Origin of the sequence: Mycobacterium sp. 1164985.4 (assembly GCF_001668575.1) — a bacterium.
GTDB lineage: Bacteria > Actinomycetota > Actinomycetes > Mycobacteriales > Mycobacteriaceae > Mycobacterium.
The window spans coordinates 16586-43280 of sequence record NZ_LZMD01000070.1; the positions used below are offsets into that span (position 1 = coordinate 16586).

Sequence of the window (26695 nt, forward strand, 5' to 3'; positions counted from 1 at the left end):
TGCTCGATGGCTGGTTGCGTCCCACACCGGCCGGGGTGGTGGGCGAGTTGTATGTGGCCGGCGCTGGTGTCGCCGAGGGGTATGTGGGCCGGGCCGGGTTGACCGCGTCGCGGTTTGTGGCGTGTCCGTTCGGTGCTGCTGGGCAGCGGATGTATCGCAGCGGCGATTTGGTGGCTTGGGAGCCCGATGGGCAGTTGCGGTATATCGGCCGCGCTGATGAGCAGGTCAAGATCCGCGGGTATCGCATCGAACTCGGTGAGGTGCAGGCGGCGTTGAACGCCTGCGCCGGCGTCGAGCAGGCGGTGGTGATCGCTCGTGAGGACCGCCCGGGTGATAAACGCCTTGTCGGTTACATCACAGGCACCGCCGACCCGGACGAAATTCGCTCGCAACTCGATGAGCGGTTGCCGAGTTTTATGGTCCCCGCGGTGGTTGTGCTAGACGCTTTGCCGCTCACTCCCAACGGCAAACTCGACAAGCGCGCCCTGCCGGCACCGGAATACACCCGCACCGAGGGCTTCCGCGTCCCGGCCACCCTTACTGAGGAGATTGTGGCCGGTATCTACGCCCAGGTGCTGGGGGTGGAGCGGGTCGGGGTTGATGATTCGTTCTTCGAACTCGGCGGGGATTCGTTGTCGGCGATGCGGTTGGTCGCGGCGATCAATGCCGATTTAGGTAGCGATCTGGGGGTGCGGGCGGTGTTTGAGGCGCCGACGGTGGCCGCGTTGGCCCCGCGCCTGGACCTCGCCGGGGGACGTCCCGAGCCGCTGGTGGCGGTGGCGCGCCCGGCGGTGGTGCCGTTGTCGTTTGGTCAGCATCGGTTGTGGGTGATCGATCAGTTGCAGGGACCGTCGGCGGTCTACAACATGGCGGTGGCGGTGCGGCTGAGCGGACGGCTGGATGTCAAGGCGTTGGGTGCGGCGTTGGTCGACGTCATAACCCGCCAGGAGTCGTTGCGCACCGTGTTCCCGGCACCTGAGGGGATTCCTCAGCAGGTGGTGTTGCCTGTTGATCGGATGGATTTCGGCTGGGATGTCGTTGATGCCGGCGGCTGGCCGGACCACCTCTTGGATGAGGCCATCGACGCGGTGGTGGGTGAACCGTTTGATCTGGCTACGCAAATTCCGCTGCGGACGAGGCTTTTCCGCATCACCGACGCCGAGCACGTGTTGGTGGCGGTGGTGCATCACATCGCCGCGGATGGGTGGTCGGTGCGCCCGTTGGTGGCTGATTTGGGTATGGCATATGCCGCGCGGTGCGCGGGCCGGGTGCCCGATTGGGCGCCGTTGGCGGTGCAGTATGTGGATTACACGTTGTGGCAGCGTGATCAACTCGGTGATCTCGATGATCCGAAGGGCCGTATCGCGGGGCAGCTCGAGTTTTGGGAACGGGCTCTGGCCGGGTTGCCGGAGCGGTTGGCGCTGCCCACGGATCGGCCGTATCCGGCGGTGGCCGATTACCGGGGGGCCACGGTGGCTGTGGATTGGCCGGCCGAGTTGCAGCAGCAGATCGCTGTGGTGGCTGCTGAGCATCATGTGACCAGTTTCATGGTGGTGCAGGCGGCGTTGGCGGTGTTGTTGGCCAAGTTGAGCGCCAGTTCGGATGTGGCGGTGGGGTTCCCGATCGCCGGGCGGCGTGACCCGGCTCTTGATGGGTTGGTGGGGTTTTTCGTCAATACGTTGGTGTTGCGGGTCGAGGTGGCCGGTGACCCGACGGTCGGTGAGGTGTTGGCCCAGGTGCGTTCGCGCGCGCTGGCGGCGTTTGAGCATCAGGATGTGCCGTTTGAGGTGTTGGTGGAGCGGCTCAATCCGGTGCGGTCGTTGACGCATCACCCGTTGGTGCAGGTGATGTTGGCTTGGCAGAATTTCGCTGGACACGAAAACGCGCCGGCCGCTTGGATGCGTCTGGGTGATGTGGAGATAACCCCGTTGCCGGTCGATACTCGTTCTGCTCGAATGGATTTGACGTTCTCGCTTGCTGAAGGCTGGAGTGAAGCCGGGGGGCCGGCCGGGATTTCCGGGGCGGTGGAGTTCCGCACCGACGTGTTCGACGCGGCCAGCATCGAAGCTTTGATCGAGCGGTTGCAGCGCGTGTTAGCTGGATTGACCGCTGATGCGTCGCAACTGGTGTCGTCGATTGATGTGCTCGATGAGCTTGAGTACACGCGGTTGGCTGAGTTCGGCAATCAGGCAGTGTTGACCGCGCCGTTGTCACCGGAGCTGTCGATTCCGCTGTTGTTTGACGCGCAGGTCCACCGCACGCCGGAGGCGGTGGCTATTACCTGCGACGGCTGCTCGGTGACATATCGGGAGCTGGATGAGGCGTCAAATGGGTTGGCGCATCTGCTGGTTGAGACCGGGGTGGGTCCGGGCCAGCGGGTTGCGCTTATGCTGCCTCGCTCGGCTGAGGCAGTCGTCGCGATGCTGGCGGTGCTCAAGATTGGAGCCGCCTATGTGCCGATTGACCCTGTGCTGCCGGATGCACGAATCAGGTTCATGCTCGTCGATTCCGCCCCGATCGTTGCGATAACCACCGCGGGCCTGCGGTCGCGGGTGGCCGGCCAAGACGAGCGGTTGGTGGTGATCGAGGTCGATGATCTCGCGATCGACACTCAGCCCACTACCGCGCTGGCGGTGGGGCCGGCGCCCGACGACGTCGCCTATTTGATTTACACCTCGGGCACCACCGGCGTCCCCAAAGGCGTAGCGGTGACCCACCGCAATGTGACCGCCTTACTGGCGGGTGTGAACGCCGGTCTGCAATCGGTGAATCAGGTGTGGTCGCAGTGGCATTCGTTGGCGTTCGACGTGTCGGTATGGGAGATCTTCGGGGCGCTGCTTTCTGGGGGCCGGTTGGTTGTGGTGCCCGAGGCGGTGGTCGGCTCACCGGAGGAGTTGCACGCGCTGCTGGTGAGCGAGCGCGTTGGTGTGGTGAGCCAGACGCCGTCGGCGGCGGCGATGCTCTCGCCGACGGGCTTGGAGTCGGCGGTGTTGGTGGTGGCCGGGGAGGCGTGTTCGCCGGAGTTGGTTAATCGGTGGGCCGGACCGGGGCGGGTGATGATCAACGCCTACGGTCCGACTGAGACCACGGTGTACGCGGCGGTGAGCTCCCCGCTAACACCGGGGTCGCACGTGGTGCCGATCGGCGCCCCGGTTCTAGGATCGGCGGCGTTCGTGTTCGATGCTTGGTTGCGTCCGGTGCCGGTCGGGGTGGTGGGGGAACTTTATGTGGCCGGCGCCGGAGTGGGTGTCGGGTACTGGCGGCGGGCCGGATTGACGGCGTCGCGGTTTGTGGCGTGCCCATCGGGGGCAACGGGGACCCGGATGTATCGCACCGGAGACCTGGTGCGCTGGAATGCGGACGGGCAACTGCAGTACCTCGGGCGCGCCGATGAGCAGGTCAAGGTCCGCGGGTATCGCATCGAACTCGGTGAAATCCAAGCCGCATTGGCTGCCCTTGACGGTGTGGATCAGGCGGCGGTGATTGTTCGTGAGGACCGTCCTGGCGACAAGCGCCTGGTCGGTTATGTCACCGGCACCGCCGACGCGGCGACCCTGCGCGCACAAATGGGTGGGCGGTTGCCTGCCTATATGATTCCGACCGCGGTAGTGGTACTCGAGGCGTTGCCATTGACGGTCAACGGCAAGCTCGATAAGCGTGCCCTGCCGGCGCCCGAGTACAGCGACACCGAACGCTATCGCGCCCCGGAAAGCGCGGTCGAGGAGATCCTGGCCGGCATCTACGCCGAAGTTCTCGGGCTCGAGCGGGTCGGGGTTGATGACTCGTTCTTCGCGTTGGGTGGCGACAGCATTTTGTCGATGCAGGTGGTGGCTCGGGCGCGAGCGGCGGGTCTGCTGTGTCGCCCACGCGATGTGTTTACCGAGCAGACTGTGGCGCGGCTTGCCCGAGTCGTCACGGTGGCCGACGGCGCGGACGGAGTAGTCGATGAGGGCCTGGGCCCGGTGGTGGCCACCCCGATCATGGGCTGGCTGGCGCAGGTGGACGGTCCGACAGCCGAGTTCAACCAGGCGATGGGCATCCAGGCCCCGTCCGGAACCACCGAGACTGATGCGCTTGTGCTGGTTCAGGCCCTGTTGGATCGGCATGCCATGCTGCGGTGCCGCGCCGAGCACGACGGTGCCGGGGGGTGGTCGCTGAGGGTGCCCGAGCCCGCATCGGTACAGGCCAGCGATTGCGTGCAGGTCGTCGAGGAGCTCGATGATGCGGTACTGGTCGGGGCGCGGTCGCGGTTGGACCCGGCGGCCGGGGTGATGCTTGCCGCGGTGTGGGCCAGTTCGACCGGTCAGTTGGTGTTGATCGTGCACCATCTGGCGGTTGATGGTGTGTCGTGGCGAATCCTGTTGGAAGACCTGAACATCGCCTGGGCCCAGCACCGTGGTGGTCAGCCGATCGTCCTGCCCGCCGGTGGGACGTCGTTTGCGCGGTGGTCAGCACTGCTGGCCGAGCACGCCAACAGAGATGCGGTTGTCGCTCAGGCCGAAGTGTGGCGAAAGATTTCGACGATCCCGGCGGCGTTGCCGCCGGTGCAACCCGGGGATACGTTCGCCACCGCGGGCAACCTTTCCGTACAGTTGGACACCGACACGACACGCCTGTTGTTGGGGCAGGTGCCGGCGGCGTTTCACGCTGGTGTACAGGACATTCTGTTGATCGCTTTCGGGCTGGCGGTCAGCGAGTTCCTCGGCCACCCCGCGCGGGTGGGCATCGATGTGGAAGGCCACGGCCGGCATGAGGAACTGGCCGCCGGACTGGATTTGTCGCGCACGGTCGGCTGGTTCACCACCAAGTACCCGGTGGCATTGGGCCCCGGAAACCTTGAGTGGGCGAAGGTGACCGCCGGTGACGCGGTATTGGGCGGGGTCATCAAGGACGCCAAGGAACAATTGCGCGCTCTGCCCGAAGGCTTGACCTACGGATTACTGCGCTATTTGAACCCCGACGTCGAGCTCGAGGGGCCCGATCCAGTGATCGGGTTCAACTATCTGGGCCGACTCGGCGCCGGGGCGGGCGCGGACTCCGATCAGTGGTGGCGGCCCTGCGCGCAGGGTTCGACGCTGAGCGCTGTGGCGGCGATCGCGATGCCGTTGATGCACACCGTGGAGCTCAACGCCGCCACCGCCGACACCGCAGACGGTCCCCGGTTGCACGCCAACTGGACCTGGGCGCCGTCGGCACTCGATGCGGCACAAGTAAACCGGTTGAGCCGGTTGTGGTTTGAGGCGCTGCGCGGCATCTGCACACTGGTGCAAGCGGGCGGGGGCGGATTGACGCCCTCAGACATCGCCCCAGCGCGGTTGAGCCAACCGCAACTCGACGAACTCGCCCAGCAGTTCCAGATCGCGGATGTATTGCCGTTGACCCCGCTGCAGCAGGGGCTGCTGTTCCACGCCGGTGGTGTCCAAGACGACGACGATATCTATGCGGTGCAACTCGAGATCACCCTCAGCGGCCCACTGCATGTGCAGCGACTGCGCGATGCAGTGCACATGGTGGTGACCCGACATCCGCATCTGGTGGCGCGGTTCTGCGATCGGTTCGACGAGCCGGTGCAGGTCATCGAAGCCGAACCTGAACTGCCCTTGCACTACATCGATTTGAGCGCTAGCAACCTCGACGTCGAGGAGCGGATCAAGCGGCTGTGTGCTGATGAGCGCGCCGCGGTGTGCGATCTGAGCGGGCCTGCGTTTCGGGCGGCGCTGATGCGCACCGACGTTGATCGGCATCGGTTCGTGCTGACCAATCATCACGTTGTGATGGACGGTTGGTCGCTGCCGATCCTGTTGGGGGAGATCATCGCCGGCTATTACGGCCAGCCCCTGCCACCGCCCGTTCCGTATCGCAGGATTATCAGCTGGCTGGCCGAACGCGACCTGGATGCCGCCCGGGCGGCCTGGGGCGAAGTGCTGGCCGGATTCGACACCCCCACCCTGGTGGGTCCCCCGGGCAGGGTCGAGCTAGGCCGGCGAGGTGTGGCCGCGCATCAGCTGTCTGGGCAGACCACCCGCGCGCTGAGCGAGCTGGCGCGTGCGCTCCAGACCACGGTCAACACGGTGCTCCAAGCCGCTTGGGCGCAGCTGCTCTGCTCACTGACGGGTCAGCACGATGTGGTGTTCGGCACCGCGGTCTCGGGGCGCCCGGCGGAGTTGGCGGGCGCGGAGTCGATGGTGGGGATGTTGATCAACACGGTGCCGGTGCGCGCGACGCTGACCGCGGCGACCACTGGCGCTGAATTGCTCGCGCAGTTGCAAAGCGCCCACCGCCACACTCTTGAACATCAGCATCTCGCGCTGCCCGAGATCCATCGCCTGGCCGGTCAGGATCAGTTGTTCGACACCTTGTTCGTTTATGAGAACTATCCCATCGACACCACCGCGGTTTCAGGCGATGGTGACTTGGCCGTCACCGAGATAAGCACGCGCGAGTACAATCATTACCCGCTCACGGTCGCGGCTGCACCCGGCCCCGAATTGAGCCTGCGCATCGAATACGACGCTGATGTCTTCGACGCGGCCGGTATCGGGGCGCTGATCGAGCGGTGGGGTCGGGTGTTGATGGCGCTAACCGTTGATCCCGGCCGGCGGCTGTCATCGATCGACCTGCTCGATCAGGTCGAGAAAACCGCATTGGATGAGGCCGGCAATCGGGCGGTGTTGACCCGGCCGACAGCGAATTCCACCTCGATCCCAGGGCTCTTCGAGGCCCAGGTCGCCCGCATCCCGGAGGCGGTGGCGATCAGTTGCGGCGGCGATTTGGTGACCTACCGCGAGCTTGATGAGGCGTCGAATCGGTTGGCGCACCTGTTGATTGCTCACGGAGCGGGCGTAGGCCAGCGGGTGGCGCTGCTGGTCGAGCGCTCCGCCGAGGCCATCATCGCGATGCTGGCGGTGCTCAAGACGGGGGCGGCGTATGTGCCGATCGACGCGACGCATCCCGATGCGCGGATCGAGTTCGTGCTCGCCGACGCCGCGCCGATCGTCACGATCACCACCGCCGAGCTGCGTCCGCGGCTTGCCACCCACGCAGAACTGGTCGTTGTTGATGTCGATGCTTTCGCCATCGAGGCCCAGCCCGCCACCGGATTTGCGGTGCCATCGCCGGACGATATCGCCTACCTGATCTACACCTCGGGCACCACGGGAACCCCGAAGGGGGTGGCGGTGGCGCACCGCAGTGTGACCGGTCTGCTGCAGACGCTGCAGGTCGCGGTGGGCCCGAATCAGGTGTGGTCGCAGTGCCATTCGTTGGCGTTCGATTTCTCGGTGTGGGAGATCTTTGGGGCGCTGCTTTCTGGCGGTCGGCTGGTAGTGGTGCCCGATGCGGTGGTGCGCTCGCCCGAGGAGTTGTGTGCGCTGTTGGTCGGCGAGCAGGTTTCGGTGTTGAGCCAGACCCCATCGGCGTTTTATGCGTTGGCTGCCGCCGAGGCAATGGCTGCCGAGCGGGCGGATCGGCTGAAGTTGCAGACGGTGGTGTTTGGCGGGGAGGCGCTGGAGCCGGCCCGTCTCGGGGCGTGGTTGGGTCGACATCCAGGGTCACCGCGGCTACTGAATATGTATGGCATCACCGAGACCACGGTGCATGCTTCGCTGCGGCAGATCACCGCCGCCGATATCGACAAGGCGGTGTCTCCGATCGGGATGCCGTTGGCGCACTTGGGCTTTTTCGTCCTCGATGGTTGGTTGCGCCCGGTGCCAACCGGGGTGGTGGGGGAGTTGTATGTCGCCGGCGCTGGGGTGGCCGAGGGCTATGTGGGGCGGGCGTCGTTGACCGCGTCACGGTTTGTGGCGTGTCCGTTCGGCGGCGCCGGGGCGCGGATGTATCGCAGCGGGGATCTGGTGGCCTGGGAGCCCGATGGGCAGTTGCGCTATGTGGGCCGCGCTGATGAGCAGGTCAAGATCCGCGGGTATCGCATCGAACTCGGTGAAGTCCAAGCCGCGCTGAACGCCTGCGACGGGGTTACTCATGCGGTGGTGATCGCGCGTGAGGACCGCCCCGGCGACAAACGCCTTGTCGGTTACGCCACCGGCAGCCTCGATACGGCCGAGATTCTTTTGCAACTGGCCGAGCGGTTGCCGGGCTATATGGTGCCGACCGCCATCGTCCCGTTGGACGCGTTGCCGCTGACGATCAATGGCAAGCTCGACGAACGCGGGCTGCCAGCACCCGAATACACCGATATCGACCGGTATCGTGCGCCCGAGACCCCGGTCGAGGAGATCCTGGCCGGAATCTATGCCCAGGTGCTGGGTATCGAGCGGGTCGGGGTAGATGAACCGTTCTTCGCGTTGGGTGGCGACAGCATCTTGTCGATGCAGGTCGTGGCGAGGGCCCGAGCGGCCGGCCTGCTCTGCCGCCCGCGCGATGTGTTTGTCGAGCAGACCGTGGCGCGGCTGGCACGGGTAGTCCGGGTCATCGACGGCGCGGTTGGCGTCATCGACGACGGAGTGGGACCTGTCGTGGCCACTCCGATCATGGGCTGGCTTCACAGCCTGCAGGGCGCGATTGATCAGTTCAACCAGACGATGGTGGTGCAAGCCCCGGTCGGAGCCACTGAAGCCGATGTGGTGGTGGTCCTGCAAGCGTTGCTGGATCGACATGCCATGCTCCGGCTGCGCGTCGCTGAGGATGACGCGGGGGAATGGGCGCTGCAGGTGCCCGACGTCGGCTCGGTACAGGCGGACCATTGCGTGCATAGCGTGGAGACGCTCAGCGACGAGGCTCTGATCGAGGCGCGGTCACGGTTGAACCCGGCCGCGGGGAGCATGGTCAGCGCGCTGTGGGCCAATGCGACCGGTCAGTTGGTGTTGATCGTTCACCACCTGGCTGTTGACGGGGTGTCTTGGCGAATCCTGTTGGAAGACCTGAATATTGCTTGGTCCCAGCATCACAGTGGACAGCCGATCGCGCTGCTCCCGAGTGGAACGTCGTTTGCCCGGTGGTCGACACTGTTGGCCGACCACGCGCGGACCGCTGAAGTCGTCAGCCAGGCTGAGGCGTGGCGGCGAGTGACTGCTGTCGCCCCGGTCGCACTGCCGACGGTGCAACCCGATGTGGACACCTACGCCCGCGCGGGACATTTGTCGGCGCAGCTGGATACCGAGACGACCCGGATGCTGCTCGGTCAAGTCCCGGCATCGTTCCACGCCGGGGTCCAAGACATTTTGTTGATCGCCTTGGGACTGGCGTGCGCGGAACTGTTGGGGATGCACGGTCTTCCAATTGCTATTGATGTCGAAGGCCACGGCCGCGATGAGGACCTCGCCGACGGAGTGGACCTGTCGCGCACGGTGGGCTGGTTCACCACCAAGCACCCCATAGCGCTGAGCGTCGGCGGGCTGACCTGGGCGCAGGTCATTGGCGGTGACGCGGTGTTGGGCGCCGTCATCAAGGACGCCAAAGAACAACTGCGCGGCCACCCGGACGGCCTGACCTACGGATTGCTGCGGTACCTGAACCCCGATGTGGAGCTGGATGCCGCGGATCCGGTCATCGCGTTCAACTATCTGGGCCGGTTGGGCGCTGCGGCAGGCGACGTCTCCGATGGGTTCTGGCGTGTTAGTGCTGCTGGTTTGGCGTTGACCGGTGCGGCGGCGGCAATTCCGATGCCGTTGGTCCACACCGTGGAGCTGAACGCCGTCACTGCCGATACCGATTCCGGCCCGCAGTTGCAGGCGAACTGGATCTGGGCGCCTTCCGCGCTCGATGCGGCGCGAGTAAACCGCTTGAGCCGGTTGTGGTTTGAGGCGTTGGGCGGAATCTGCGCGCATGTGCGCGCTGGTGGGGGCGGGTTGACGCCCACCGATATCGTTCCGGCGCGGCTGAGTCAGCCCCAACTTGATGAGATCCAGCGGCAGCACCGGATCGCGGATGTGTTGCCGTTGACTCCGCTGCAGCAGGGTCTGCTGTTTCACGCGGGCACCGATCACGACAACGACGATGATGTGTATGCGGTGCAGCTGGATATCACCATCGCCGGCGCCTTGGATGCAGAGCGGCTGCGCGCGGCGGTGCACACCGTGGTCGGCCGCCATCCACATCTGATGGCCCGCTTCTGCGACCGATTCGATGAGCCGGTACAGATCATAGAGACTGACCCCGAAATACCCTGGCGCTTCGTTGATGTGCCCTTCGGCGTCGATATCGAGGAGCAGGTCGGGGCGATTTGTGCTGCTGAACGCGCCGCGGTCGGCGATCCTACTGAGCAGCCGGCATTTCGGGCGGCGGTGATTCGCACTGGACCTGATCGGCACCGGTTTGTGCTCACCAATCACCATATTGTGATGGACGGCTGGTCGCTGCCGATCCTGCTGGGTGAAATCTTCGCCGGCTACTACCGCCAGCCGCTGCCCCCACCGGTGTCGTATCGCCGATTCATCAGCTGGCTGGCCGAGCGCGACCTCGACGCCGCCCGCGCGGCCTGGCGCGAGGTTCTGGCCGGGTTCGACACCCCGACTCTGGTAGGTCGGCCGGACACGCTGGGGTTCGGCAGTCGAAAAGCGTTCTCCTGCAGACTGTCTGAGCGAATCACTCGAGGGCTTGGCGAGTTGGCGCGCGCACATGATACGACCGTCAGCACAGTGTTGCAGGCGGCGTTTGCGCAACTGCTGAGCTCACTGACCGGCCATCGCGATGTGGTGTTCGGCACCGTCGTCTCCGGACGCCCGGCTGAGGTGGCGGGTGCGGAGTCGATGATCGGGCTGTTGATCAACACCGTGCCGGTGCGCGCAGCTCTCAACGCATCGACCACGACCGCTGAGCTGCTCGAGCAGCTGCAGACCGCGCAGCACCAAACCTTGGACCACCAGCACTTGGCGCTACCGGAGCTTCACCGCCTCACCGGTATCGACACGCTGTTCGACACGCTGTTCGTCTACGAGAACTACCCGGTTGACACCGCCGAGTTGTCAGGCGACGGCGAGCTCACCGTCACTGAATTCGCGGCCCGCGAATACAACCACTACCCGCTCGCGTTGCAAGCCGCACCAGGCCGCGAACTGGCGCTGCGCGTCGAATACGACACCGACGAGTTCGATGCGGGCAGCATCGAAGCGCTGATCAAGCGGTTCGAGCGCGTGTTGGTCGCGATGAGTTCCAACCCATCACGGACGTTGTCATCGATCGACGTGCTGGATGCAGCTGAGCTCGGCAGACTCGACGAGGTCGGCAACCGGGCGGCCTTGACTGCGCGAACACTCACACCGGTGTCGATTCTTGTGCTGTTCGCCACGCAGGTGGGCAAGGCCCCTGAAGCCGTGGCGATTAGCTGTGGTGGCCACTCGGTGACATACCGCGAGCTAGACGAGGCGTCGAATCGGTTGGCCCATTGGTTGACTGCTCGCGGACTGCGTCCGGGTGAGCGGGTTGCGCTGCTGATGAATCGCTCGGCCGAGGCGGTCGCGGCGATCCTGGCGGTGCTCAAGACCGGGGCAGCGTATGTGCCGATTGACCCGGGCCATCCGGATGCGCGGATTGGATTTGTGCTCGACGATGCCGCCCCGAAAATCGCGCTCACCACCGCCGAACTGCGACCGCGGCTGACCGAGCAAGACATCGTGGTCGTGGATATCGACGATCCCGCCATCGATGCCCAGCCGGTCACCGCGTTACCGCCGCCTTCCCCGGACGACATCGCCTACTTGATCTACACCTCGGGCACCACTGGTGTCCCGAAGGGCGTCGCAGTAGCGCACCGCAACGTCATTCGGCTGTTAGAGGCGTTGGAGGCCGACGTGCCGGCGCCGGCGGTTTGGTCGCAGTGTCACTCCTTGGCCTTCGACGTTTCGGTCTGGGAGATCTTCGGCGCGCTATTGAGCGGCGGGCAGTTAGTGATGGTGCCCGACGAGGTGGTGCGTTCTCCGCAGGAGCTGCACGCGGTATTGGTGAGCGAGCAGGTCAGTGTGCTCAGCCAGACCCCATCGGCGTTTTATGCCCTCCAGGCCGCGGATGCGGTGAACCCCGAGTTGGGCGACCAATTGAAGTTGGAGACAGTTGTTTTCGGCGGGGAAGCGCTCGAACCTGCTCGCCTCGGGGCGTGGTTGGATCGTCATCCCGGGTTGCCGCGACTACTGAACTTGTACGGCATAACCGAGACCACGGTGCATGCCTCAATACGCGAGATCCTCGCCGCCGATGTCAAGAATGCGGGCTCCCCGATCGGGGTTCCGTTGGCGCATCTAGCCTTCTTCGTGCTCGATGGCTGGTTGCGCCCCGTGCCGACCAACGTGGTAGGGGAGTTGTACGTGGCCGGTGCCGGACTGGCCGAGGGTTATACGGGCCGGGCCGCGTTGACCGCGTCACGTTTTGTGGCATGCCCGTTCGGCGGACCTGGACAACGCATGTATCGCAGCGGAGATCTGGTCGCGTGGAGCCCGGATGGCCAACTGCGGTATGCGGGCCGAGCTGATGAGCAGGTCAAGATCCGCGGATACCGCATCGAACTCGGTGAAATCGAAGCCGAACTCAATGCACTCGACGGAGTCGATCAGGCAGTAGTGATCGCCCGCGAGGACCGCCCAGGCGACAAACGCCTTGTCGGCTATGTCACCGGGACCGCCGATCCGGCCGCGCTGCGCGACGCGCTGGCCAAGCGCCTGCCGAGCTACATGGTTCCGGCCGCCGTCGTCGCGATCGAAGTGTTGCCATTGACCGTCAACGGCAAGCTCGACAAACGCGCATTGCCGGCACCGGAATACACCGGCAGCGAAGGCTACCGCGCTCCGGCCACGCTGACCGAGGAGATTGTCGCCGGGATCTACGCTCAAATTCTCGGAGTGGAGCGGGTCGGGGTGGATGACTCGTTCTTCGATCTGGGTGGGGATTCGTTGTCGGCGATGCGGTTGGTCGCTGCGATCAATGCCGGCTTGGGTGGCCACCTTTCGGTTCGGGCGGTGTTTGAGGCGCCGACGGTCTCCGAACTGGCGCCGCAGATCTGCGCCGACAAGGGTGGGTTGGCGCCGCTGGTGGCCGGTGAGCGCCCTGCGGTGGTGCCCTTGTCGTTCGGCCAGCATCGGTTGTGGTTCATCGATCAGTTACAAGGGCCCTCGGCGGTCTACAACATGGCCGTGGCGCTGCGGTTGAACGGACGCCTGAACGCCGATGCGTTAGGAGCGGCATTAGCCGACGTCGTAGACCGCCATGAGAGCCTGCGCACGCTCTTCCCTGCGCCCGAGGGGATCCCGCAGCAGATGGTGCTTCCAATCGAGCGGGCAAACTTCGGCTGGGAGGTCGCAGATGCCGGCGGGTGGCCTGACCGCCGGATGAGTGAGGCCATCGATGCGGTGGTGAGCGTGCCGTTCGATTTAGCCACCGATATTCCGTTGCGGGCCAAGCTTTTCCGTATCAGCAGAGACGAGCATGTATTGGCGGCCGTGGTGCACCACATTGCCGCTGACGGAATGTCGATCGCTCCGTTGTTGGGTGATGTGTCGGAGGCTTACGCCGCGCGGTGTGCGGGCCGGGCTCCCGAATGGGCGCCCTTGACAGTGCAGTACGTCGATTACACGCTGTGGCAGCGCGCGCAACTTGGTGATGTTGCCGACTCCGGCAGCCCCATCGGCGCGCAGCTCGCCTATTGGGAGCAGGCGTTGGCCGGGATGCCCGAGCGCCTGGTGCTGCCTACCGATCGGCCCTACCCACCCGTTGCTGATTACCGCGGTGCGAAGGCGCTTGTCGATTGGTCCCCGGAATTGCAGCAGAGGGTGGCTCGCCTTGCTCGAGAACACAATGCGACCAGTTTCATGGTGGTTCAAGCCGCCTTGGTCGCGTTGTTGTCGAAGCTCAGCAACAGCCCTGAGGTGGCGGTGGGGTTCATCGTCGCGGGTCGTCGCGATCCCGCGCTCAACGAGCTGGTCGGGTTCTTCGTCAACACCTTGGTGTTGAGGGTGGACGTGGGGGGAGATCCCAGCGTCGGAGAGTTGTTGTCTGAGGTGCGCGCGCGCAGCCTAGCGGCCTATGAGCATCAGGACGTGCCCTTCGAGCTGCTGGTGGAGCGGCTCAAGCCGGCTCGGTCGCTGGCCCACCATCCGCTGGTGCAGGTGTTGTTGGCCTGGCAGACGCTTGCTGGTCAGAAGAACTTGAACGTCGGGCGGACCTTCGGTGATCTGGAGGCCGTGCCGCTGCCGCTGGAGACCCGCACCGCGCGTGCGGATCTGGCCTTCCATCTCGGAGAGCACTGGACCGAGACTGGCGAACCCGCCGGTATCGGCGGCGATGTCGAATTCCGCACTGACGTGTTTGACGCAGGCACCATCCAGGCGCTTCTCGAACGTTTTGAGCGGGTGTTGATGACGATGACCGCCGGACCCGCCGGGCGTCTCTCGACGTTGGATCTGCTTGATGCGGATGAGCACGCGTTCCTCGACGAGATCGGCAATCGCGCGGTGTTGTCGGAGCCTGCGAGTGCGCCTGTGTCGATTCCGGCAGCCTTTGCCGCACAAGTGGCTCGCACACCTGAGGCGGTCGCGGTCACCATCGAGGGTTGCTCGCTGACGTACCGAGAACTCGACGAGGTGTCGAATCGGTTGGCGCACTCGCTCGTTGCTCATCGGGTAAGTCCGGGTGAGCGGGTGGCGTTGCTGTTGTCGCGCTCGGCCGAAGCAATTCTCGCGATGCTGGCGGTGCTGAAAACCGGTGCGGCGTACCTGCCGATCGATCCAGCGCTGCCGAGGGCGCGGATGGAGTTTGTGCTCGACGACGCCGCACCGATTATCGCGATCACCACCGCGGGACTCCGGTCGCGGCTCGATGGGATTGACCTGCCGGTGATCGATGTCGACGATCCCGCATTGGACATTCAATTCGCCACGCCGCTACCGATGCTGGCACCGGCGCCCGACGATATTGCCTACTTGATCTACACCTCAGGTACCACCGGAGCCCCGAAGGGCGTAGCCGTGGCTCACCGCAACGTCACCCGACTGTTGAAATCGTTGGACGCGGAGATGGACTTGGCGGGGCAGGTGTGGTCGCAGAGCCATTCGATCGCCTTCGACTTCTCGGTCTGGGAAATCTGGGGTGCGTTGCTCACTGGTGGGCGGCTGGTAGTGGTGCCCGATGAGGTGGTCCGTTCACCGGAAGAGTTACACGCCCTGCTGGTCGCCGAGCAGGTAACACTCTTGAGCCAAACTCCTACGGCGTTCTATGCGCTGCAAACCGTTGACGCGCAATATTGGTCGGAAACCTCGATCACGGCTTGGGAACGCCAAGTGACACGCTGGCTCGGGATGGATTCCTCGCAGTCCCCCGAGGCAAATGATGAACTGAAGCTGCAGACGGTGGTGTTCGGCGGGGAAGCGCTAGAACCTCAGCGTCTGGAGACCTGGTTGGATAACCATCCAGGATCACCGCGCTTGATCAACATGTATGGCATCACCGAGACCACGGTGCACGCGTCCTACTGCAAGATCGTCGCGTCCGATCTCAACAGCACTGTCAGCCCAATTGGGGTCCCCTTGGCTCACCTTGGGTTCTTTGTGCTGGACAGATGGTTGCGTCCGGTCCCCGTAGGGGTGGTCGGAGAGCTGTATGTGGCGGGCGCGGGTCTGGCTGAAGGGTATGTGGGTCGGGGTCCTTTGACGGCGACGCGATTCGTGGCGTGTCCGTTCACCGGCGCTGATGAAGTCGGACAACGCATGTACCGCACAGGAGATCTGGTCTCGTGGGCTCCTGGCGGCCAGTTGCGCTATGTGGGCCGTGCTGATGAGCAGGTCAAGATCCGCGGGTACCGCATCGAACTCGGCGAGATCCAGGTGGCGCTTGCCGATTGCGAGGGGGTGGAGCAGGCCGCGGTGATCGCCCGAGAGGACCGCCCGGGCGACAAGCGCTTGGTCGGCTATGTCACCGGGACCGCCGACCCCGCCTCATTGCGCACCGCACTGGCGGAGCGGCTGCCGAGTTATATGGTGCCCGCGGCGGTGGTGGTGCTCGAGACACTGCCGTTGACGGTCAACGGCAAACTCGACAAACGCGCGCTGCCGGCACCGGAATACACCGACGATCATCGCTACCGGGCGCCCGAAAGCGCGGCCGAGGAGATCCTGGCCGGCATCTACGCCCAGGTGCTCGGGGTGGAGCGGGTCGGAGTCGACGACTCGTTCTTCGCACTCGGCGGCGACAGCATCTTGTCGATGCAGGTGGTGGCTCGGGCCAGGGCCGCGGGTTTGGTGTGCCGCCCGCGGGATGTGTTCACCGAGCAAACCGTGGCACGGCTGGCTCGCGTCGTCGAGACGTCCGACAACACGCCTCGCGTCATCGACCTGGGACTGGGCCCCGTGGTCGCCACCCCAATCATGCGTTGGCTTGCCAGTGTGGAGGGCCCAACAGACGAGTTCAACCAAACGGTGGTGGTTCAAGCCCCGTCTGGCGCAACGCATTCCGACGTAGTGGTGCTGATGCAGGCGCTGCTGGACTGGCACGCCATGCTGCGCGTCCACGTCGAGCGAGACGGCATCGGGGGGTGGACGCTGACGGTGCCCGAGCCCGGGGCGGTGTTGGCGAAGGACTGTGTGCACATCGTCGAGGAGCTCGATGAGGCGGCGGTGATCCGGGCGCGGTCGCGGTTGAACCCCGCGGACGGCGTGATGCTGGCCGCGGTGTGGGCTTCGGCGACGAGCCAACTGGTGCTCTGCATCCACCACTTGGCGGTGGATGGGGTGTCGTGGCGAATCCTGTTGGAAGATCTCAACATTGCTTGGGCGCAGCATCACGCTGGGTTGTCGATCGCCCTGCCGGCGGGTGGAACGTCGTTTGCACGGTGGTCGGCGTTGTTGCCCGAGCACGCCCACACGCCGAAGGTGCTCGCCCACGCTGAGGCGTGGCGGCAGATCGCCGCCACCCCGCCGGTGTTGCCGGCAGTGCAGCCGGCCGACACGTTCGCTACCGCCGGACACTGGTCGGCACAGCTGGATGCCGACACAAGCCGCGTGTTGCTTGGTGAGGTGCCGGCGGCGTTTCACGCCGGCATCCACGACATCCTGGTAACCGCACTCGCCCTCGCCCTCGCGGAATTTCTCGGCGTCGATGAAGCCCCGATATGTATCGACGTGGAGAGCCACGGCCGCGAGGAGGAGTTGGCCAACGGAGTTGACCTGACGCGCACGGTGGGCTGGTTCACCACGCTGTATCCGGTGGCATTGAGCGTCGGCGGGCTGGATTGGGCACAGGTGATCGCCGGTGAGGCGGCGCTGGGGGCCGTGGTCAAGGACGCCAAGGAACAACTGCGTGCCCATCCCGACGGATTGACCTACGGACTGTTGCGTTACCTGAACCCCGACGTGGAGCTGGACGGGGTCGACTCGCCCATCGCGTTCAACTATCTGGGCCGGTTGGGCGCGGCGGCCGGTGAGGTTTCCGATGACCTCTGGCGTATTTCCCCGGAAGGCTTGGCGCTGTCTGGGGCAGCGTCGGCGATCGCGATGCCGTTGCTGCACACCGTGGAACTCAACGCTGCCACCGCCGACACCGCGGAGGGTCCGCGCCTGAACGCGACCTGGACCTGGGCGGCCTCGGCACTCGATGCAGCGCAGGTGGATCGGTTGAGCCGCTTGTGGTTTGAGGCCCTGGGTGGGATCTGTGCGTATGTGCGTGCCGGCGGGGGCGGACTGACCCCCACTGATGTCCTGCCGGCTCGGTTGAGTCAGGCTCAACTCGACGAACTACAGGACCGATATCGCGTCGCGGATGTCTTGCCGTTGACCCCGCTGCAGCAGGGCCTTCTGTTCCACGCCAACACTGTGGAAGACGGCGACGATGACTTGTATGCGGTACAGCTCGATTTCACGATCGTCGGCCCACTGGAGGCGCTGCGGTTGCGCGATGCGGTAAACGTCGTCGTCAAGCGGCACCCGAATCTAGTCGCTAGGTTCTGCGACCTGCCTGACGAGCCGGTGCAGGTCATCGAGGCCGATCCCACGGCGCCGTGGCAGTACATCGATCTGATCTCCGAAGACAGCGGTGACGATGCCGAGGAGCAGGTCCAAAGTGTCTGCGCCGCCGAGCGCGCCGCGGTCTGCGATCTGATCGGGCACCCGGCATTCCGGGCGACGTTGATCCGCACCGGGCCTGATACGCACCGGCTTTTGCTGACCAACCACCACATCGTGATGGACGGCTGGTCGATGCCGATCCTATTGGGCGAGATCTTCTCCGCCTACTACCGACAGCCGTTATCAGTGGCCACTTCGTACCGCACGTTTGTGAGCTGGCTCGCCGACCGGGATCTCGACGGTGCGCGCGCGGCGTGGAGCGAAGTGCTGGCGGGGTTCGAAACTCCCACGCTGGTGGGCCCGCCATCCCGACTTAGTCTCGGCACCCGAGGCGTGGTGCGGCATCAGCTGTCGGAGCAGAACACCGAGGCGCTGATTGACGCGGCGCGGACGCATCACACGACCGTGAACACGGTGTTACAGGCCGCTTGGGCACAGGTGCTGAGCTCGCTGACCGGCCAGCAGGATGTAGTGTTCGGCGCCGCTGTCTCAGGGCGCCCCACGGAGATGGCCGGTGCGGAATCAATGGTGGGTCTGTTGATCAACACGGTGCCTGTCCGCGCAAAGCTCACTGCCGGGAGCACCGCCGCCGACCTGTTTGAGCAACTGCAGAGCGCAAACAACCACACGCTGGAGCACCAGCATCTGGCATTACCGGAGATGCACCACCTCACCGGTCACGACCAGTTGTTCGACACCTTGCTCGTGTATGAGAACTACCCGATCGACACCGCCGAGTTGGCCGGCGAACACGAATTGGCGATCACTGCGTTCACTGCGCGCGAACTCACTCACTATCCGCTTGCCGTGCAACTTTCACCCGGTCGGGAACTCGGGTTACGCGTTGAATACGACGCTGATGTGTTTGACGCGTCCAGCATCGACGTGTTGGTTGGGCGTTTTGAGCGGGTGTTGGTGGCGATGGTTGGCGATCCGTCGCGGCGGTTGTCGTCGGTGGATTTGCTTGATGCGGGTGAGCATCTGGTCGTGCAGGGGTGGGGTAATCGGGCGGTGTTGTCGGGGCCGGGGCCGGTGGCGGTGTCGGTTGTGGGGTTGTTCGCTGAACAGGTTGCTCGTTCGCCGGAGGCGGTGGCGCTGACTTTTGAGGGTCGGTCGTGGTCGTACCGGGAGGTGGATGAGGCGTCCAATCGGTTGGCGCACTTGCTGATCGGTTTCGGCGTGGGCCCGGGTGAGCGGGTGGCGTTGTTGGCGCCGCGCTCGGCGCGGGCGGTGATCGCGATTTTGGGGGTGCTCAAAACCGGGGCGGCGTATGTGCCGATTGATCCGGCTCATCCGGATTCGCGGGTGGAGTTTGTGTTGGCTGATGCCGCGCCTATGGCGGTGTTGACCACGGCGGGGTTGGCCTCGCGGGTGGCCGGGCGTGCGGGGCTGATGGTTATCGATATCGACGATCGCGCTGTTGAGGCCCAGCCGGTTACGGCGTTGGCCGTACCGGGCCCTGATGAGATCGCCCATGTGATTTACACCTCGGGTACGACCGGGGTGCCCAAGGGGGTGGCGGTCACTCAGCACAACGTCACGCAGTTGTTCGATGCGCTGCAGATCGGTGTGGAGTTGGTGCCCGGGCAGGTCTGGACGCTGTTTCATTCGTTGGCGTTCGATTTCTCGGTGTGGGAGATCTGGGGTGCGTTGCTGCATGGCGGCCGGTTGGTGGTGGTGCCCGAGCAGGTGGCGCGGTCGCCGCAGGATTTCCATGCCTTGTTGGTGGCCGAGCACGTCACGGTGTTGACTCAGACGCCGTCGGCGGTGGGGATGTTATCGCCGCAGGGGTTGGAGTCGGCGGCGTTGGTGATCGGGGCTGAGCCGTGTCCGGTCGAGGTGGTGGATCGGTGGGCGCCGGGGCGGGTGATGGTCAACGTCTATGGCCCGACCGAGACCACGATGTGGGCGTCGAAGAGTGCGCCGTTGGTGGCCGGTGTGGGGGCTCCGCCGATCGGTGCGCCGGTGGCGTGGGCAGCTTTTTCCGTGTTGGATCCGTGGTTGCGTCCGGTGCCGGCGGGGGTGGTCGGGGAGTTGTATGTGGCCGGCGCCGGGGTCGGTGTGGGGTATTGGCGGCGCGCGTCGTTGACCGCGGCGCGGTTTGTGGCGTGTCCGTTCGGTGCTGTTGGGCAGCGGATGTATCGCACCGGCGATCTGGTGGCGTGGGACCCCGATGGGCAGTTGCGCTATGTGGGCCGCGCTGATGAGCAGGTCAAGATCCGCGGGTATCGCATCGAATTGGGTGAGGTGCAGGCGGCGTTGAACGACTGCGATGGGGTCGAGCAGGCGGTGGTGATCGCTCGTGAGGACCGCCCAGGCGACAAACGCCTGGTCGGCTATGTCACCGAGTCAGTTCCCGGGACTGCGGATCCGGCCGAGTTGCGCGCGGCGCTGGCCCGACGGTTGCCCGGTTATATGGTGCCCGCGGCGGTGGTGGTGCTCGAGGCGTTGCCGGTGACGTCCAACGGCAAACTCGACAAGCGCGCCCTGCCGGCCCCGGAATACCAGAACAGTGATCGCTACCGCGCGCCGGGCACTGCGGTCGAAGAAATCCTGGCCGGCATCTACGCCCAAGTCCTCGGAGTCGAGCGAGTCGGCATCGACGACTCCTTCTTCGAACTCGGCGGGGACAGCATCTTGTCGATGCAAGTGGTGACCCGAGCCCGGGCGGCCGGTCTGGTATGTCGACCCCGTGATCTTTTCGTCGAGCAAAACGTGGCCCGCCTCGCACGGGTCGCCCGCCTCGCCGACGATGCGGCCGACGTCGTCGATGAGGGCATTGGCGCGATGGTCCCGACACCGATCATGAGTTGGTTGGCCACCATGGCGGGGCCGGTTGACCAGTTCAACCAGACCGTGGTGTTGCAGGCCCCCGCCGACGTCTCTGAGGCCGATGTGGCGGTGGTCTTGCAGGCGCTGTTGGATCGGCATCCGATGTTGCGGTTGCGCGTCGACGAAGATTCCGCCGGCGGTTGGGCATTGCATGTGCCCGAAATCGGCTCGGCACAGGCGACCGAGTGCCTGCGCACGGTCGAGAGACTCGATGACGAGGCGGTGGCGTCGGCGCGGTCGCGATTGAACCCGGCTGCTGGGCTGATGATCAGCGCACTGTGGGCCAGCGCGACGGGTCAGTTGGTGTTGATCGCTCACCACCTCGCCGTCGACGGGGTGTCATGGCGAATCCTCCTCGAGGATCTCAACATCGCCTGGGCCCAGCACCGAAGCGGACAGCCGATCATTTTGCCTTCGGCCGGAACGTCGTTCGTGCGGTGGTCGGAACTGTTGGCAGAACGCGCACGCATGCCTGAAGTCGTTGGCTGGGCTGATGCATGGCGTCAGATTGCGCAGATCCCGGATGCTCTCCCGACGGTGCAACCTGCGGTGGACACTTATGCCAACGCTGGGCAGACGTCGATGCAGATGGACGCCGAGACCACTCGGACGCTACTCAGTGAGGTGCCAGCAGCGTTTCACGCCGGGATCCACGAGATCTTGTTGATCGCATTCGGATTGGCGTGCACGGAATTCCTCGACAACCCGGAAGCGCCGGTCGTCATCGACGTGGAGGGCCACGGCCGTGATGAGGAACTGGCCGACGATGTGGACCTGACCCGCACGGTTGGCTGGTTCACCACCAAGTACCCGGTGACCCTGACGGTCGGCGAGCTTGATTGGGCGCAGGTCACCAACGGTGATCGGGCGCTGGGTGCGGCAGTCAAGGATGTCAAAGAACAACTGCGCGCTCACCCGGACGGCCTTACCTTTGGTTTGCTGCGCTACCTCAACCCCGATGTCGAGCTGAGCGGCCCAGATCCGGCGATCGGGTTCAACTATCTAGGCCGGTTGGGTGCGGTTGCGGGCGGGACCTCCGATGAGCTTTGGCAAATCTCTGCGGAGGGCTTGTCGACGGTCGGGGCAGCCGCGACCGTCCCTGTGGCGTTGGCCCATACGGTGGAACTCAACGCGGCCACCGCTGATACCGATGACGGGCCCCGCTTGCAGGCGAACTGGACGTGGGCGCCGTCGGTGGTCGATGGTCCGCAGGTAGAGCGGTTGAGCCGGTTGTGGTTCGAGGCGTTGAGCGGAATATGTGCGTACGTGCGCGCCGGTGGCGGTGGATTGACTCCTTCGGATATCGCGCCGGCCCGACTGAGTCAGCCGCAACTCGACGAACTCGAGAAGCAATACGCGATCGCCGATGTACTGCCCTTGACGCCACTGCAGCAGGGGCTGCTGTTCCACGCCGTCGCCGCGCAAGACAACGACGATGATATGTATGCGGTGCAGCTGGATGTCGCCATCACCGGCACGCTGGACGCGCACCGGCTGCACAATGCGGTGCAGACCGTAATCGGCCGCCATCCCCATCTCGTGGCGCGGTTCTGCCCGCAATACGAGCAGCCGGTCCAGGTCATCCCGGCCGATCCGAAAATCCCATGGCGTTACGTCGATTTGAGCGTCGGCGACTTCGATGTGAATGAGCGGGTTCGAAGCGAGTGCTCCGCTGAGCGCTCCGCCGTTTGCGATTTTGCCGGGCAGCCGCCGTTCCGGGCGGCGTTGATCCGCACCGCGGCGGACCGACATCGGTTTGTGTTGACCAATCATCACATCGTGGTCGACGGCTGGTCCATGCCCATCCTGCTCGGCGAGATTTTCGCCGGCTATCACCGCCAGCCGCTGCCGTCGGCGGTTCCATTCCGCCGGTTCGTCAGCTGGCTGGCGGAGCGCGACCTCGCCGCCGCCCGCGCCGCGTGGGGTGAGGTGATGGCCGGATTCGACACTCCCACGCTGGTTGGTCCGGCCGACCGGCTGGGGTTCGGCACCCGACACGTGAACCTCTGCCAGGTGTCTGCGGAAACCTCCCGCGCACTAGGCGAGTTGGCGCGGGCGCACCACACCACGATCAGCACCGTTCTACAAGCGGCGTTCGCACAGCTGCTGTGCTCGCTGACCGGACAACACGATGTGGCCTTCGGCGCCGTCGTGTCAGGGCGGCCTGCTGAACTGGCCGGTGCCGAGTCGATGGTCGGATTGTTGATCAACACGGTGCCGGTGCGCGCGACACTCACCGCTACTACCACCACCGCCGAGGTGCTTGAGCAGCTACAGGCGGCTCAACACCGCACCATCGACCATCAGTATCTGGCGTTACCGGAGATCAACCGCCTTACCGGTCACCACCAGTTGTTCGACACCCTGTTCGTCTACGAAAACTACCCGGTCGACACCGCCGCCTTGGCTGGGGCCGATGAGCAGGAGTTGACGGTAACCGACTTCAACGCACGCGAATTCAACCACTACCCGCTTGCGGTGCAAGCTCTCCCAGGCGATGAGCTCGGGCTGCGTATCGAGTACGACACTGATGTGTTGGACGCGGCCAGTGTTGAGGTGTTGGTCGGGCGGTTGGTGCGGGTGTTGGAGGGGTTGACGGCTGATCCGTCCCGGCGGTTGTCATCGATTGATGTGCTCGATGAGGTTGAGCACGCCCGGCTGGTCGAGGTCGGTAACCGGGCGGTGTTGACCGCGCCGGCGTCGTCGACGGTGTCGATCCCGGCGGTGTTCGCCGCGCAGGCCGCCCGGACACCGGAGGCGGTGGCGATCACCTGCGGCGAGCGGTCGTGCACCTACCGCGAGGTCGATGAGGCGTCGAATCGGTTGGCGCACTTACTGGTTACCGCGGGTGCGGGGCCCGGGCAGCGGGTTGCGCTTGTGCTGCCGCGCTCGACGCAGGCGGTCGTGGCGATGCTGGCGGTCCTCAAGACCGGGGCGGCTTATGTGCCGATCGACCCGGTGTTGCCCGATGCGCGGGTGGAGTTCATGGTTGCTGATGCCGCCCCTGTCGCGGCGATCACCACCGCGGGCCTGCGGTCGCGGCTGGCCGGCCACGACGCGCTGGCGGTCATCGATATCGACGATTCCGCGATCGACCGCCAGCCCAGCACCGCGCTGCCAGCGCCGGCGGCGGAGGATGTCGCGTATGTGATGTACACCTCGGGCACGACGGGGGTGCCGAAAGGTGTTGCGGTGACTCACTGCAATGTGACTGGCTTGGTGGCGGGTGTGGGTGCGGTCGTGCCTGCGGGGGTGGATGCGGATGCGGTGTGGTCGCAGTGGCATTCGTTGGCGTTCGATGTGTCGGTGTGCGAGATTTTCGGGGCGCTGTTGTCGGGGGGCCGGTTGGTGGTGGTGCCCGAGGCGGTGGTCGGCTCACCGGAGGAGTTGCACGCGCTGCTGGTGAGCGAGCGGGTGACGGTTCTCAGTCAGACGCCGTCGGCGGCGGGGATGCTCTCGCCGGTGGGGTTGGAGTCGGCGGTGTTGGTGGTGGCCGGGGAGGCGTGCCCGGCGGAGTTGGTGCATCGGTGGGCGGCGCCGGGGCGGGTGATGGTCAATGCCTACGGCCCGACCGAGACCACGGTGTATGCGGCGGTCAGTGCCCCGCTCAGCGCGGGGTCGGCGGTGGTGCCGATCGGCGGCCCGGTTCCGGGGGCGGCGCTGGTGGTGTTGGATGCCTGGTTGCGTGCGGTCCCGGTCGGGGTGGTGGGGGAGTTGTATGTCGCCGGTACCGGGGTGGGTGTGGGGTATTGGCGACGGGCGGGGTTGACCGCGTCGCGGTTTGTGGCGTGTCCGTTCGGGGTGCCGGGGGCGCGGATGTATCGCACCGGCGATTTGGTCGCGTGGGAGCCCGATGGGCAGTTGCGCTATGTGGGCCGCGCTGATGAGCAGGTCAAGATCCGCGGGTATCGCATCGAATTGGGTGAGATCCAGGCCGCATTGGCCGCTTGTGACGGAGTCGAACAGTCCGCGGTGATCGCCCGCGAGGACCGCCCGGGCGACAAACGTCTGGTCGGCTATGTCACCGAGACCGCGAGCGGGGCGGTGGACACGGCGGGCATCCGCGCCGCGTTGGCCCAGCGGCTGCCGGGTTATATGGTGCCCGCGGCGGTGGTGGTGCTCGAGGCGTTGCCGTTGACGGTCAACGGCAAACTCGACAAGCGTGCCCTGCCGGCGCCCGAGTACAGCGACACCGAACGCTATCGCGCCCCGGAAAGCGCGGTCGAGGAGGTTCTGGCCGGCATCTACGCCGAAGTTCTCGGGCTCGAACGGGTCGGGGTTGATGACTCGTTCTTCGCCCTTGGCGGCGATTCCCTCTCAGCGATGCGCCTGATCGCTGCCATCAACACCAGCTTGGACGCAGGCATTTCGGTCGCGACTCTGCTCAAGGCGCCGTCCGTGAAACTTCTGAGTCAGGCGATGGACGAAGTCGATAGCGCAGACATATTCGCATCCGTGCACGGCCGACATGTGAACGAAGCGCACGCTGCGGACCTCACGCTGGACAAATTCATCGATGACACGACGTTGACTGGCGCGCCGGCACTGCGTGGCCCGAGCGCCGAAATACGAACGGTCCTTCTTACCGGTGCGACAGGTTTCCTCGGGCGTTATCTGGCGCTGGAATGGCTGGAACGCATGGAACTGGTCGACGGCACGCTTGTTTGTCTGGTGCGAGCCGAATCCGACGAGGCTGCTCGGCGACGCCTGGACCAGACGTTCGACAGCGGCGACCCCTCACTGCTCGCGCACTTCCGAGAACTGGCCTCTGACCATCTTGAGGTCATCGCGGGCGACAAAGCCGAAGTGAATCTCGGTCTGGACCAACAGACTTGGCAGCGGTTGGCAGGCACCGTCGATCTGATCGTCGATGCAGCAGCTGTAGTGAACGGCGTCCTTTCTTATCGCGATCTATTCGGGCCCAACGTCATCGGCACCACAGAGTTGATCAGGTTGGCGTTGACCACGAAACTCAAGCCGTACAACTACGTCTCGACTGCCGACGTGGGCAGCCAGATCGAGCCATCGGTCTTCACCGAAGATGCCGACATCCGGGCAATGAGCGCCAGCCGCACTATCGACAACAGCTACGGCAACGGATACGCCAATAGCAAGTGGGCCGGCGAGGTGCTGCTGCGCGAGGCCAATGACCTATGTGGACTTCCCGTCGCGGTCTTCCGCTGCGACATGATCCTTGCCGACACCACCTATGAGGGTCAGCTCAATTTGTCGGATGTGTTCACCCGGATGGTGCTGAGTGTGTTGGCTACCGGAGTTGCGCCCGCCTCGTTCTACGAGCTCGACGCCGATGGAAACCGACAACGGACGCATTTCGACGGACTGCCAGTCGAATTCGTCGCCGAAGCGATCGCGACGCTGGGAACCCAGGTAGTCGACGGAACACAGACCTACCACGTGATGAACCCGCACGACGACGGTATCGGACTCGACATGTACGTCGACTGGCTTATCGAGGCCGGGTATCCGATACAGCGCATCGACGACTTCGAGGAATGGTGGCGCCGATTCCGGAGCGCTCTGGGCGCCCTGCCAGATCGCCAGCGCCAACACACTGTTTGGCAACTCTTGCCGTCAGACGATTCGGAAGGTCTACAGCCTGTGGAGCCCAGCCGGTCCTTCGCGTCGGCACATCGATTCCGCGCTGCGGTACAGGAGGCAAAAATCGGTCCAGACAACGATATCCCGCATGTCTCCGCAGAGATGATCATCAGGTACGTCAGAAACCTGCAACTGCTGGGCCTGCTCTGACGTGAAACGACATTTGCGCAGCAAGTCTGCTCAGGAATCGCCCGCTACGGCGGCTGGCAAGGACGAAGCGCGGACCCTCGTTTCCCCGAATACAG

1 protein-coding gene (only partly in view) is annotated in these 26695 nt (G+C 65.0%); it reads left to right on the plus strand.

Going from position 1 to position 26695, the window contains the following annotated elements; genetic code table 11:
• The coding region annotated (locus A5650_RS14035) for a non-ribosomal peptide synthetase (protein WP_067292206.1) crosses the window boundary (this coding region is incomplete at its 5' end): on the plus strand, positions 1-26600 show 26600 of its 43185 nt. The annotated region extends 16585 nt beyond the left edge of the window.
• Positions 26601-26695 lie beyond the last annotated feature (95 nt).